9 protein-coding genes are annotated in these 13,405 nt (G+C 74.7%); 2 read left to right on the top strand and 7 right to left on the bottom strand.

The annotated features are described in order from the left end of the window. The first annotated feature begins 3 nt into the window (after positions 1-3). Positions 4-1,437 carry an ATP-binding protein gene (locus tag COO58_RS15620; protein ID WP_098745489.1) on the top strand — a complete coding sequence of 478 codons (1,434 nt, stop codon included), beginning with the start codon at positions 4-6 and terminating at the stop codon, positions 1,435-1,437. Between the two features lie 6 nt (positions 1,438-1,443). Here COO58_RS15620 and COO58_RS15615 read toward each other — a convergent pair whose 3' ends face one another. From COO58_RS15615 to COO58_RS15600, 4 genes are all read right to left on the bottom strand, one after another. After that, a complete protein-coding gene (locus COO58_RS15615) occupies positions 1,444-2,397 on the bottom strand; it encodes a TAXI family TRAP transporter solute-binding subunit (RefSeq protein WP_098745487.1) in 954 nt (317 codons plus the stop codon). 60 nt (positions 2,398-2,457) lie between these two features. After that, positions 2,458-3,111, bottom strand: a complete 654-nt coding sequence (locus COO58_RS15610) for a hypothetical protein (RefSeq protein WP_098746379.1) — start codon at positions 3,109-3,111, stop codon at positions 2,458-2,460. A gap of 109 nt (positions 3,112-3,220) precedes the next feature. Then, the gene (yaaA, locus tag COO58_RS15605) at positions 3,221-4,024 is read right to left on the bottom strand and encodes a peroxide stress protein YaaA (protein WP_098745486.1); all 804 of its coding nucleotides are present in this window, start codon (positions 4,022-4,024) and stop codon (positions 3,221-3,223) included. 16 nt (positions 4,025-4,040) lie between these two features. Next, positions 4,041-5,618 (bottom strand): hypothetical protein, encoded by a 1,578-nt coding sequence (locus COO58_RS15600; protein WP_176558882.1) that lies wholly within the window; start codon positions 5,616-5,618, stop codon positions 4,041-4,043. Between the two features lie 118 nt (positions 5,619-5,736). Between COO58_RS15600 and COO58_RS15595 the strand changes: the two genes are divergently transcribed. Continuing rightward, positions 5,737-6,777: an App1 family protein gene (locus tag COO58_RS15595; protein WP_255292634.1), complete on the top strand. Its 1,041-nt coding sequence runs from the start codon at positions 5,737-5,739 to the stop codon at positions 6,775-6,777. Positions 6,778-7,276: 499 nt separating this feature from the next. Here the strand turns inward: COO58_RS15595 and COO58_RS30225 are convergent, their stop codons facing one another. The 3 genes from COO58_RS30225 to COO58_RS15580 form a co-directional block, all read right to left on the bottom strand. After that, complete coding sequence (locus tag COO58_RS30225; RefSeq protein ID WP_176558821.1) at positions 7,277-8,896, bottom strand: hypothetical protein; 1,620 nt, start codon at positions 8,894-8,896, stop codon at positions 7,277-7,279. 232 nt (positions 8,897-9,128) lie between these two features. Continuing rightward, positions 9,129-11,231: a 1,4-alpha-glucan branching protein GlgB gene (glgB, locus tag COO58_RS15585; protein ID WP_098745481.1), complete on the bottom strand. Its 2,103-nt coding sequence runs from the start codon at positions 11,229-11,231 to the stop codon at positions 9,129-9,131. Next, positions 11,219-13,315, bottom strand: a complete 2,097-nt coding sequence (locus COO58_RS15580) for an alpha-1,4-glucan--maltose-1-phosphate maltosyltransferase (RefSeq protein ID WP_098745479.1) — start codon at positions 13,313-13,315, stop codon at positions 11,219-11,221. The genes glgB and COO58_RS15580 overlap by 13 nt, the downstream gene beginning before the upstream one ends. Between the last annotated feature and the right edge of the window lie 90 nt (positions 13,316-13,405).

Here is a 13,405-nt window from a genome sequence, read left to right as displayed (position 1 = left end):
CCGGTGCGCCGCCGGCTGGTGATCAGCTACCTGCTGCTGATGGTGCTGGTGCTGTTCGCGCTGGAGACCCCGCTGGCGGTCACCCTGGCCTCCCGGGAGACCGACCGGGTACGCGCCGACCGGCTCGCCGACGCCACCCGCTTCGCGTCGCTGGCCGGTCCGGCGCTGCGCGGCGGCGGGCCCGGCCCGCTCGGTGGGGAGCTGGCCGCCTACGACGACCTCTACGGCATCGGCGCGGCGGTGGTGGACCGCGACCGGCGTACCGTCGCCGCCTCGCCCCGGTGGGAGCTGGGTGCGGGCACCGGCCCGGCGCTCGACACGGCCCTGTCCGGGCAGCAGTTCAGCGGCCCGGAGTCGGTCTGGCCCTGGGTGGACGGCCCGCTGGTGACGGCGGTCCCGATCAACGACGGCGGCGAGGTGCTCGGCGCCGTGGTCACCACCACCCCGGCGGACCCGGTGCGCCACACCGTCACCGCGTGGTGGCTGCTGCTCGCCGGCATCGGCCTGCTCGCGGTGCTGGCCTGCGTCTCCACCGCGTTCGGGCTGGCCGGATGGGTGCTGCGCCCGGTCACCGAGCTGGACTCGGTGACCCACGAGATCGCCGAGGGCCGCCGCGCCGCCCGGGTCCGGCCCCGGCTCGGCCCGCCGGAGCTGCGCCGGCTGGCGGCCAGCTTCAACCACATGGCCGACGCGGTCTCCGACGTGATGGACCGCCAGCGGGCCTTCGTCGCGCACGCCAGCCACCAGCTGCGCAACCCGCTGACCGCGTTGCGGCTGCGGGTGGAGGAGCTGGGACCCAGCCTCACCGACCCGGACGGCCGGGCCGAGCACCAACTGGCGCTGGAGGAGACCGACCGGCTGGCCACCGTCCTCGACGCGCTGCTCACCCTGGCCCGGGCCGAACGGGAGGAGAACCAGCGGGTCACCGTGGACGCCTCGGCGGCGGCCGCGTCCCGGGTCGCGGCCTGGCTGCCACTGGCTCGACACCGGTCGGTCACCCTCCGCCTCGACCCGGGCGAGGCGCCGGCGTACGCCCGGACCGTGCCGACCGCGATCGACCAGGCACTCGACGCCCTGATCGACAACGCGGTCAAGTTCAGCGGCGCCGGGGGAGAGGTGACGGTGACCGTCCGACCGGCCGACGGCGGGACGGCGCTGACCGTGCGCGACACCGGTCCGGGCATGACGGCCAGCCAGCTGGACCAGGCCACGGAGCGGTTCTGGCGGGCGCCGGACGCGCAGAACGTGGACGGCGCCGGGCTCGGGCTGACCATCGCCGCGGTGCTCGTCGACGCGTCCGACGGCCGGCTCACCATGCGCCAGGGCGAGCCCCGCGGGCTGGTCGCCGAGCTGTGGTTCCCGGCGCCGCCCGACGACCCGGGCGGCGCGGTCGAACCGCCCGCCCCGCGGCGCGCCGAGGAACCGGTCGGCACCTGAGCCCGGTCAGGGCTTGGCCGCGCGGTACCACTGCGCCGCGCCCGGGTGCAGCGGCAACGGCGTGGTGACGATCGCCGACCGGGGGCTCATCCGCCCGGCGGCCGGGTGCGCGGCGGCCAGCTCCTCCCGCCGCTCCATCAGCAGCCGGGTCACCTCACGCACCAGCGTGGTGGGCAGCTCGGCGCTGACGATCAGGTAGTTCGGGTTCGCCACCGTGCTGACCGGATCCGCCTGGTAGACCGAGCGGGGGATGTCCCGGGTCACGTAGACCTCCCCGTACGCGCGCCGCAGCGGCTCGGTCCAGTCGCCCAGGTCGACCATCCGCAGGGAGGTCTGTCGGGCCAGCTCCGCGACGCCGCGCACGGGCAGGCCGCCGGAGAAGAAGAAGGCGTCGATCCGGCCCTCGCGCAGGGCGGTCACCGAGTCGTCCAGCCCCAGGTGCTCCTGCCGGACCCGGTCGCCGTCGAGCTGCGCCACGTCCAGCAGCCGGGTGGCGGTCACCTCGGTGCCCGAGCCGTCGGCGCCCACCGACACCCGCCGGCCGCGCAGGTCGGCGAGCGTGCGCACCGGACCACCGGCGGTGGTCACCAGGTGCAGGAGGTCGTCGTAGACCCGCGCCACGGCGAGCACGCGGGGGTGCTCCGGCTCGCGGGGCGGCAGCACGTCGGCCTGGGTGAAGCCCAGCTCCGCCTCGCCGGAGCCGACCAGCCGGACGTTCTGCGCGGAGGCCGCGGTGACCACGACGTCCGCCCGCACCCCGGGCAGCTCCCGGTTGAGCAGGGCGGCCAGCGACTGGCCGAACGCGTGGTAGACCGCGGTCGGGCTGCCGGTGGCGATCCGGATCCGCACCGGCTCGGTGGGCTCGTCGCGGCAGCCGGCGACAGCGGTGACGAGCAGCAGCAACAGGGCCAGCGGGGCCGCGGTCCGGCGCCGGCCGCGCACAGACCAGTGTCGGCTCACGGGCTGCACTCTGCGCCGTGCACCCGCCGCCGCGCAAGCCCGCCCGCGCGGGCGCTGTCCTCAGCCCAGTTCGGCGCTCTCGGTGATCCGGGCCCGGTGCTCGCCGTTGGGCACGCTCACCAGGAAGCACCCCGAGCCGGGCCGCAGCGCCGCCGGCACCTCCAGCAGGGCCGCGCCGCGCACCAGCACCGCCGCCAGGTCGCGGTCGGCCAGCCGGATGCCGAGGCAGTGCCGGCGTACGTGCCGGCCGCCGGCGAGCAGCGCCGCCCGCCACGCCGCCGCCGCCAGGCGCGGACGCCAGATCCGGCGTGCCGTCGAGGCGCCGGGGGCCGGCCCGCCGAGCAGCTCGCGTCGGCCCTGCCGCCAGCCGGCCGCCAGCACGGCCGCGTACGCCGGCCGGTGCTCGACGGGCACCGACAGCCGGTGCAGCTCGAACCGCCGGCGCAGGCCGCCCGTGGTCAGCTCGTGCTCCACCGGCACGTCGAGGCGGCCCAGCAGCTGCCGCATCCGCTGCGCCGCGTCCTCCCGGTTGAACTCCGCGACCCCGCCCCGGTAGGGGTCGACGTCGAACCGGCGGACGTCCGCGGCCGGGGGTGGCGTGCACCGCACCATGCAGGCGACCTCGAACGCGTCGGCCAGGGTCAGCCAGTCCAGCGGTGGTGGCGGCGACGACGGGCGGGGCCGGTCGAGCAGCGTGGTGGGCTCGGAGAGCATCGGCACAGCTCCTTGGTCGGCGTCGGGGCCCCTCTACCGTGGCCTGCCCCGCCGGGTCGGGGAACCGCTGCGCCCGAGCCTTGAGCAAAATTTGCGCGAACGCCGGCCCTCAGAGATCGGCGACGACGAGGTCGAGCTGCCGGGGCCGGCCGGCGGCCCGGGGACCCTCCTCGACCGTGTACTTCAGCTCGCGCAGCGCGCCCACCAGCGCGTCGGCGGTACGCGGGCGGGTGCCGGCGAGGAGCAGGTCCCGGACCAGCCGGCCCTTGGTCGCCTTGTTGAAGTGGCTCACCACCGAGCGCGTCGGCGTCCCGTCCACCACCCGCTCGTGCAGCACCCGCACCGTCACCGTGCGCTCGGCGAGCGGCCCGCGCGGGGTCCAGGTGGCCGCGTACGCGCCGGAGCGCAGGTCGAGCACCGGACCGGTGCCCGCGGCCGCCGTCATGACCGGCCCCATCGCGGACCGCCAGTACGCCGACAGCGCCCCGACGCCCGGCAGGCGCGCCCCGATCGGGCACCGGTACGGCGGGATCCGGTCGGCGAGGCGGACCGCGCCCCACAGGCCGGAGCTGATCAGCACCGACCGGCGGGCGGCCCGCTCCGCCGCCGGGGGCAGCGTGGCCAGGTCGAGCGCCTCGTAGAGCACCCCGGTGTACAGCCGGGCGGCCGGCGCGGTGGCCGCCACCCGCAGCCGGGCGTTGCGCCGCAGCTCGCCACGTTGGCCCTCACTCAGGCCCAGCGCGTCCCGGGCCGCCGCCTCGTCCGGACCGCCGCAGAGGTCGACCAGCGCGGTCAGCACCGCCTCCCGGGCCGGGTTCAGCTCCGGCAGGGACAGCCGCGACAGGTCCAGCCGCCGGCCGGTGCCGGCCTCGGCCTTGCCCTCGGACGGGGGGAGCAGGATGAGCACCGGCACAGCGTACGGGCCGGGCTCAGCGCCACGGTCGCACGGCGCGGTCCGGGTGGTAGACGCGACTGTCGCCGACCTCGGCCACCAGCGCCGCGTCGGCCCGGTCGCCGAGCAGCCGCCGCAGCCCGCGTTCCGCCGACGAGCCGACCGCCACCACGTACCCGGGCCGGTCCGCCCGCCCCACCCGCTGCCAGTACGCCGGGTAGCGGTTCTGCCCCGGCGTCAGGTTGCCGTCCAGCACCCCGCACGCCACCGCCTCGCCGGTGTTGAAGATCAGCCGGTTGCAGGTCCAGTAGTCGCCGTACACCTCGTGCAGGCCGGACCGCAGCACCGTGTCGGCCAGCCGGCGGGCGGACATCTCCTCGGCCCGTACCCCGGGGGCGTGGGCCAGGAACGCCACCGTGCCGGCGACCGCGGCGGCGGTCAGCCCGGCCAGCACCGCGGCGGCCGTGACGCCGCCCAGCCGGGCCACCCGGCCGGCGGTGGCGCGCAGCGCGTGCGCGGCGGCCAGCCAGAGCGGCCAGACCACGGCCGGCAACGAGATCTGCAGCACCGACAGGTAGCGGGCGTTGCCCAGCGGGTCGGTCGCGGCGAGCGGGCTGCGCACGTACGCCAGCAGGGTCAACGCCGCGCCGACGACCAGCGCGAGGACCGCCGCGGCCCGGACCCGCGCGGCGTGGTCTCGGGCCCGGCGGTACGCGACCAGCCCGAGCGCGGCGGCGGCCACCAGCAGCACCGGGTAGAGCACGCCGAACCACTGCGCCCAGCGCGCGCAGCCGTCCATCGGGCACAACCCGGAGGCCAGCGGCACCCCCTCCAGCAGCCCGCCGCGCACCCGCTCGACGATCGTCGGCGCCACGCCCTCCTTCGTGCTGACCTCCCGCAGCACCGACAGCGAGTCCTGCCCCGGCGGCGCCACGACGTTGTCCTTGATCACCGGCGCGATGCCGACCAGGAAACCCGCCACCAGCAGCACGCCCGGCCAGCCGACCAGCTCGCGGGGGACCGCCAGCACCAGCACCACGGCCGCCACCAGCAGGTAGGGCGCGATCAGCCAGTCCGACCAGAGCGCCAGCCCGACCAGCAGCCCGAACGCGCCGGTGGCCAGCCAGCGGTGCCGGATCCGGTCCTCGCCGAGCGCGACCGCGATCAGCAGCAACGCCAGCACCGCGGGCTTGACCTCGGGCCGGCCGCCGACCACGGTGAGCTGGTCGCGGACCACCCGTTCCGACCCGAGCGCCAGCAGGCCCACCACGACCACGGCCAGCCAGGGGGAGAAGAGGTGGCGGGTCAGCCGGTACGCCAGCCACAGGAAGATCGCGTAGAGCGCCAGCAGCGGCAGCCGCAGCAGCGGCCAACTCGGTCCGGCCCAGCCCACCAGCGGCGCGGCCAGATACGACTCCAGCACGCCCATGTAGCGCTGCCCGTAGAGGAAGACCGGCCGTTCGTGGCCGCCGGCGATGTGCAGGGCGGCCAGGCCGAACGTGGCCTCGTCGCTGTTCGAGGCGGGCACCGTGAGCACCGTCAGCACCAGCCGGTAGCCGACCCCGACCGCGCCGAGCAGCAGCGCCACCAGCGCCGGCGCGTCCGGCCGGCCCATCGCGTCCCGCTTCACCTGCGACACGACGCAGTCTGGCACGCTGCCGGCCGGCGCCCGGGGCGGATCGGCGTAGATCACTCGCGTGGCCGGCCCCCGTCGGTTGTGGCAGTGTTGCTACGTGCCACCCACACCACCGGACCAGCTGGCCGTGCCGCAACTGCACCGCGCCGCCCGCATCGAGGACGCCCTGCACGGGCTCGTGGAACGCCGGCTGAAGCGCACCGGGTGGCAGCCCAACATCATCGCGTACGCGGGCTACGGCGCCCCCGGCTGGGCGCGGGTGCTCTGCCGCGTGCTGCTCGGCCGCCCGGACACCCGCCGGCGGGGCCGGCTGGACAAGGTGCGGGGCTGGCGCAGCTTCGCCACCCTGCCGGCCAAGCACGCCCGGGTGACCATCGAGGTCAACGGCGTACGCCACGAGGTGACCGCCGACCGCAGCGGCTTCGTCGACACCGTCGTCGAGGGCGACTTCACCCCCGGCTGGGGCTGCGTACGCCTCAGCGTCGCCGACGCCGAGCCGGTGGAGGCGCTGGTACGCATCCTCGACCCGAACGTCCGGTTCGGCATCCTCTCCGACATCGACGACACGGTCATGGTGACTGCGCTGCCCCGACCGCTGCTCGCCGCGTGGAACACGTTCGTCCTCGACGAGCACGCCCGCACCGCGGTCCCCGGCATGGCGGTGCTCTACGAGCGCCTGGCCACCGCCCACCCCGGCGCGCCGGTCTTCTACCTCTCCACCGGCGCCTGGAACGTCGCGCCGACGCTGACCCGGTTCCTCTCCCGCCACCTCTACCCGGCCGGCCCGCTGCTGCTCACCGACTGGGGGCCGACGGCCGACCGCTGGTTCCGCAGCGGGCGGGAGCACAAGCGGGCCACGCTGGCCCGGCTGGCCCGCGAGTTCCCCGAGGTGCGCTGGCTGCTCATCGGCGACGACGGCCAGCACGACCCGGAGATCTACCGGGAGTTCGCCGCCGCCCACCCGGACAACGTGGCCGGCGTGGCGATCCGGCGGCTGTCGCCGACCCAGTCGGTGCTGGCCGGCAGCCTGCCCGCGCCCGCGGGTCGCTCCTCGTCCGGCCCGGTGGGCCAGAAGTGGCTGAGCGCCCCCGACGGCGCCGGCCTGTGGAAACTCCTCCGCGAAGCCGACCTGGTCTGATCCGCCCCTTCCCTTGGCTGGTCGGCGGTGGCCGGACGGTCCGGGGCGGGGGTGGGGGTCGTCGGTGTTCCTCGGCGGGGTCCGGGACCCGCGGTGGTCCTCCACGGGCTCGGGGTCCGCGGTGGCCCGCAGTGGTCCTCGGTGGTCCGCGGTGGTTCGCGGTGGTCCGCGGTGGTCCGCGTTGGTCCGCAGTGGTCCGCGTTGGTCCGCAGTGGTCCGCGTTGGTCCGCGGTGGCTCTCGCTGGGACGGGTGAGGCTCGCCGCGGTGGTGAGGCCCGGACCGCGCTCTCCGCGAGCCGGCCACTGCTCGTCCGACCCCACTGCACCCACCTATCGAGACCACCAATCCAAAATCTGAGAAGCCCCGAGATCTTGGTACGAAATGGCCCCCAGAGGGACCATTTCGTACCAAGATCGCAACCTCCGCCGCGTCGATCATGAGGTTGACGGCCTTGTGGATCTTCTAGAGTGCCGCCAACCTCATGATCGACGTCAGGGGTCAGCGGGTCGGCGGGGCGGATGCGGGGGTGACGGCGTCCGATCCGGGGTCGCCGGGGGCACAGCCGGGCACGCGTGGGTCGGCCACCTGATACACCTGGCCAGCCTGTCCCTGACCTGCCTGTCCTTGTTTCTGGCCTGCCTGGTCCTGGCCGCCCTCGTCCTGGCCGCCCTCGTCCTGGCCGCCCTGGTCCTGGCCGCCCTGGTCCTGGCCGCCCTGGTCCTGGCCGCCCTGGTCTTGGCCGCCCTGGTCCGCCGGGCTCTTGTCCGCCTGGCTCTGCTCGGCGCTCTGGTCCTGGCCCGGGGCGAGGCCGGCATCGGCGCCCGGCTGCCCGCCCGCCGCGTTTCCGTCCTGGTCTCCGGCTGCGCCTGCCGCGTCGCCCGGGTTCTGGTCCGCGCCCTGGTTCGGGTCTGCGCCCTGGTTCGGGCCCGCGCCCTGATCGCGGGCGGCCTGGCGGGCAGCGCGGATCTGCTGGATCAGAGCCCGTAGCTGCTGGATCCGCGCCCGGATCTGCTGGATCCGCTGCGCCACCCGGTCCCCGGCGTCGCCCGCCTGCTCACCGGCCGCGCCCTGCTGTCCGCCGTCACCGGCCGCGCCGGCCTGCTCACCCGCGCCGGCCTGCTCACCCGCGCCAGCCTGCTCACCCGCGCCAGCCTGCTCACCCCCGGCGCCCTGATCGCTCGTGCCGGCTTGGTCGTTCGTGCCGGCTTGGTCGTTCGTGCCGGCTTGGTCGTTCGTGCCGGCTTGGTCGTTCGCGCCGGTCTGGTCGTTCGCGCCGGTCTGGTCGTTTGCGCCGGTCTGGTCGTTCGCGCCGGTCTGGGGGTCGTCCTGGGCCGCGCCGCCCTGTTGCGCGCCGTCCTGGGCCGCGCCGCCCTGTTGACCGTCCTGTCCGGCGGCCTGCTGCTTCTGCTGGCGGGCGGCCCGGGCGGCCTGCACGATCCCGGCGATCTGGCCGATGAGGCCCCCGACGGCGTTGATGATGCCGGCGGCCCGTCCCGCACCACCCACCGCGCCAGCACCCGGGCCGGCCGCACCGGCACCGGCCGCACCGCCTCCGGTTGCGCCGGCGCCACCACCAGCGTCGGGACCGGCGGCGCCGGCGCCGGCCTGCGCCTGCTGGGCGCCCCGCGCGATGCCCCGGATGCCGCCGAAGATGCCACCGAGCCGCTGGACCCGGGCCTGGGTCAGCTGCGGGTCGACCAGCTGCCCGGAGCGTTCGCCGCGCATCTGCTCGGTGACCGCCCAGGCCCGGTCGAGTTCGACCGCCATGGCCTGCTCCCAGGGCACGCCCGGGCAGGTGGCGCCGGCCACCTCGATCGTGCCGGCGCAGCCGGCCGCGGCACGCCGTTGCCGGATCAGGTCGACCACCGCCAGCCGGTTGGCGATCCGGTCGGCCGAGTTGGCGTCCGGGTCGCGGCGCTGGTCGGCGATGAAGGTGAGGTTGTTGCGCAGCGCGCCGTCCAGGCCGGCGCAGCTCTCGGCCGCCTGGCCGGTGCCGGTGGCGACCGCGAACGCCGCCCCCGCCGTCAGCGCCAACGCCACCCCGCCGGCGATCTTCCGGTTGCGGGACGGGCCCGCCGTCGCCCTGCGCCGCCTGGTTGTGCCCCTGCTCCACGCCATCGAAGCTCCTCCGCCTCGTCGTCACGGGTGTCCGGCATCCGTACGGGGATACGGGGAGCCGGCCGGTGCCGGTTCAGGCGGGCGGATGGGGGAGCGTCCGATCTCGACCCGGAGTGATGCTGCGGCGCGGATTACGTCACTCATCGTGATGGACATCGACGAGGGATCACCTGGATCGGATATGACACTGAGTCATAATTATGACCCAGCGTCATATCGCGAAAAACGGGAGTCAGTCCCGGCGGAGCCAGAGCACGCCCAGCGGCGGCACCCGCAGCGCCGCCGACGCCGGCATCCCGTGCCACGGCACGTTCTCCGCGTGCACCGCGCCCAGGTTGCCCACCCCGGACCCGCCGTAGTGGTGCGCGTCGGTGTTGAGCGCCTCGGTCCACGTCCCACCGGCGGGCAGGCCGATCCGGTAGTCGTCCAGCGGCAGGGCGGAGAAGTTGGCCACGCAGACCAGGGTCTGGCCGTCCGGGGCGATCCGGATGAACGAGACCGCGTTGTTGGCCACGTCGTCGCCGGCGATCCAGCGGAAGCCGGCCGGGTCGGTGTCCTGCGCCCACAGCGCCGGCGTGGCCCGGTAGGCGCGGTTCAGGTCCGCGACCAGGCGCTGCACCCCGGCGCGTGCCGGGTCGTGCAGCAGGTACCAGTCGAGGCCGCGCTCCTCGCTCCACTCGCGGTCGTCGGCGAGTTCGCAGCCCATGAAGAGCAACTGCTTGCCGGGGTGCGCCCACATGTACGCCAGCAGCGCCCGCACGTTCGCCAGCCGCTGCCAGGTGTCGCCGGGCATCTTGCCGGTCAGCGACCCCTTGCCGTGCACCACCTCGTCGTGGCTGATCGGCAGCACGTAGTTCTCGCTCCAGGCGTAGGCGAGGGAGAACGTGAGCTGGTGGTGGTGGTGCTGCCGGTAGATCGGGTCCTTCGAGGTGTAGAGCAGGGTGTCGTGCATCCAGCCCATGTTCCACTTGAACCCGAACCCGAGCCCGCCGTCGGAGGTCGGCCTGGTGACGCCCGGCCACGCGGTGGACTCCTCGGCGATCATGAGCACGCCCGGGTGGTGCCGGTAGACCGTGGCGTTGACCTCCTGGAGGAACGCGATGGCCTCCAGGTTCTCCCGGCCCCCGTGCACGTTCGGGGCCCACTGCCCCTCCTCGCGGGAATAGTCGAGGTAGAGCATCGAGGCGACCGCGTCGACCCGGAGCCCGTCGACGTGGAACTCGTCGAGCCAGTAGAGCGCGTTGGCGACCAGGAAGTTGCGGACCTCGTTCCGACCGAAGTCGAAGACGTACGTACCCCAGTCGGGGTGTTCGCCGCGGCGCGGGTCGGGGTGCTCGTAGAGCGGGGTGCCGTCGAAGCGGGCCAGGGCCCACTCGTCCTTGGGGAAGTGCGCCGGCACCCAGTCGAGGATCACGCCGATGCCGGCGGCGTGCAGCCGGTCGACCAGGTGGCGGAAGTCGTCCGGGTCGCCGAACCGGGCGGTGGGCGCGTAGTAGCCGGTGACCTGGTAGCCCCACGAGCCGCCGAACGGGTGTTCCATCACCGGCAGGAACTCCACGTGGGTGAAGCCCGTCTCGAGCACGTACGCGGTGAGCTGCTCGGCCAGCTCCCGGTAGCTCAGGCCGGGGCGCCAGGAGCCCAGGTGCACCTCGTACACGCTCATCGGCTCCTGGTGCGGCTGCCGCCTCGCCCGCCGCTCCAGCCAGTCGGCGTCGTTCCACTCGTACCGTGACTCGTGGACCACCGACGCGGTGGCCGGCGGCACCTCGGTGCGGGCGGCCATCGGGTCGGCCTTGTCCCGCCACCGGCCGTCGGCGCCGAGCACGCGGTACTTGTACCGGCTGCCGGCCGGCATGCCGGGCACGAAGATCTCCCACACGCCGCTGGAGCCGAGCGAGCGCATCGGCCAGCCGTCGTCCGCGCCCCAGCCGGTGACGTCGCCGACGAGCCGCACGCCGCGGGCGTTGGGCGCCCAGACGGTGAACGCCACGCCCTCGTCGAAGACCCGGGCGCCGAGCGCCGCCCAGAGTCGCTCGTGCCGTCCCTCGCCGATCAGGTGCAGGTCCAGCTCGCCGAGCGTGGGCGGATACCGGTACGGGTCGTCGTGCGTGGTGCCGTCCACCTCGACCCGGTAGTCGAGCACCTCGCCGGGGAGCACCGCCTCGAAGACGCCGACGTGGTGCACCCGCTTCGTCGGGTGCCGCTCGCCGTCGACGAGCACCGTCACCTCGCCCGCGCCCCGGCGCAGCGTCCGGATCGTGGTGTTCCCGTCGGCCGGGTGCGCGCCGAGCACGGCGTGCGGGTCGTGTACCTCGCCGGCGATCAGCTGGTCCATCGTGCGTCGTCCTTGTCGGCGGGTGCGGTCGGGGCGGTGCCGCCGGAGAGGTCGGCGGGTACGTCTTCGACGGTCAGGTCCGGCGCGGCCGGGTGCTCCGGCTCGGCGGCGGCCGGTGGCGCCGGGCGGCGCACGGTGAGCACGTGCGCCGGTTGCAGGTACGGGTCGAGGCGCACCGCGTTGCGCTGCCCCCAGTCGTACCCGGCGCCGGTCAGCTCGTCGTGCACGGTGAACCGCTCGTGCCAGTCGAAGCCGAGCGCCGGCATGTCGAGCGTGGTGTTGCCCCACTGCACGGTGCGGGAGTCGAACGAGCAGACCACGATCACCGTGTTGCCGCTCTCCGGGTCGTGCTTGGACCAGCAGAGCAGCGCCGGGTTGTCGATGTCGTGGAAGCGCAGGTTGCGCAGCTGGTGCAGGGCCGGGTTGTCCCGGCGGACCCGGTTCAGCGTGCTGATGAACGGCGCCAGTGACCGCCCCTGCGCCAGCGCGCCGTCCCAGTCCCGGGGCCGCAGCTCGTACTTCTCGTTGTCCAGGTACTCCTCGGCGCCGGGGCGGGCGACGTGCTCGAACAGCTCGAAGCCGGCGTACATGCCCCAGGAGGGGGAGAGCAGTGCCGCCAGCACCGCCCGGATCTTGAACATCGGCGGCCCGCCGTGCTGCAACGACGAGTGCAGGATGTCCGGCGTGTTGGGCCAGAAGTTCGGGCGCATCCAGTCGGCGGAGGCGACCAGCTCCTCGCAGTACTCCCGCATCTCGGCCGCCGTCGTGCGCCAGGTGAAGTAGGTGTACGACTGGGTGAAGCCGATCTTGCCGAGCCCGTGCATGATCGCGGGCCGGGTGAACGCCTCGGCGAGGAAGAGCACGTCCGGGTCCACGCTCTTGACCTCGGCGATGAGCCAGTGCCAGAAGTCGAACGGCTTGGTGTGCGGGTTGTCGACCCGGAAGATCTTCACGCCCTCGCCGACCCAGTGCAGCACCACCCGCAGCACCTCGGCCCGGATGCCCTCGGGGTCGTTGTCGAAGTTCAGCGGATAGATGTCCTGGTATTTCTTCGGCGGGTTCTCCGCGTAGGCGATGCTGCCGTCGGCCCGGGTGGTGAACCACTCCGGGTGTTCGGTGACCCACGGGTGGTCCGGCGCGCACTGCAACGCCAGGTCCATCGCCACCTCCAGGCCCTGCTCGGCGGCGGCCGCGACGAAGTCGCGGAAGTCCTCCGGCGTACCCAGGTCGGGGTGGATGGCGTCGTGGCCGCCCTCGGCCGCGCCGATCGCCCACGGCGAGCCGACGTCGTCCGGCCCGGCGGTGAGCGCGTTGTTGCGGCCCTTGCGGTTGACCCGGCCGATCGGGTGGATCGGCGGCAGGTAGAGCACGTCGAAGCCCATCGCCGCGACGCCGGGCAGGCGGTCGACGGCGGTGGCGAACGTGCCGGAGCGGGCGGGCGCGTCGGCGGTGGCCGGGATCGCGCCCTCGGAGCGGGGGAAGAACTCGTACCAGGCGGAGAAGAGCGCCCGGGGCCGGTCCACCCACAGGGTCCGCTCGTCGCCGGCGGTGACCAGCTCGCGGACCGGGTGCTCCCAGAGCAGGTCGGCCAGGTCGAGCGCCGGGCTCACCCGCCGCGGCAGCTCCAGGCCGTCGTCACCCAGCGTCGTCACGGCTTCGCGTACGCGGTCCCGGTCGGCCTTCGGCACCAGGGCGAGCGCGGCGGTCAGCACCCGGACGCCCTCGGCCAGGTCGTTGGCCAGCTCGGCCGCGCCCTGGCCGGCGGCGAGCTTCTTGGTGACCGCGTTTTGCCAGGTCAGGTAGGGATCCTGGAACGCCTCCACGGTGAACCGCCACTCGCCGACCGCGTCCGGCCGGATGGTGGCGTGCCACCGGTCCTGGCCCGGCTCGCCGGGCCGCATCCGGGTGAACGGGCGGGCGTCGCCGTCCGGGCCGCGCCAGACCACGTTGCAGCCCAGCGCGTCGTGGCCCTCGCGGTAGGCCCGGGCCGACACCGGCACCAGCTCACCGACCACCGCCTTGGCCGGGTAGCGACCGCAGGAGACGACGGGGGAGACGTCTTCGATCGGGAACCGTCCAGTCACCCGCTCAACCTACTGCGCGAGATCCTCTCGCGCTCGGCTGCGCCCTGGATGCACCCCTTCCGCCGCCCTGTGCGTGGTGCTCGGCGGGTG

Source organism: Micromonospora sp. WMMA1996 (assembly GCF_002573675.1).
Taxonomy (GTDB): domain Bacteria; phylum Actinomycetota; class Actinomycetes; order Mycobacteriales; family Micromonosporaceae; genus Micromonospora; species Micromonospora sediminicola.
Note: the sequence above shows the minus strand (reverse complement) of the source record. Positions and strands in the feature narration are given on the sequence as shown.

Coding starts and splice junctions, on each gene's coding strand:
- COO58_RS15600 (WP_176558882.1), bottom strand. CDS start 5,618: ATGGGCCGGCCGGACGCGCCGGCGCTGGTGGCGCTGCTGCTCGGCGCG.
- glgB (WP_098745481.1), bottom strand. CDS start 11,231: ATGGACCAGCTGATCGCCGGCGAGGTACACGACCCGCACGCCGTGCTC.
- COO58_RS30225 (WP_176558821.1), bottom strand. CDS start 8,896: ATGGCGTGGAGCAGGGGCACAACCAGGCGGCGCAGGGCGACGGCGGGC.
- COO58_RS15610 (WP_098746379.1), bottom strand. CDS start 3,111: ATGCTCTCCGAGCCCACCACGCTGCTCGACCGGCCCCGCCCGTCGTCG.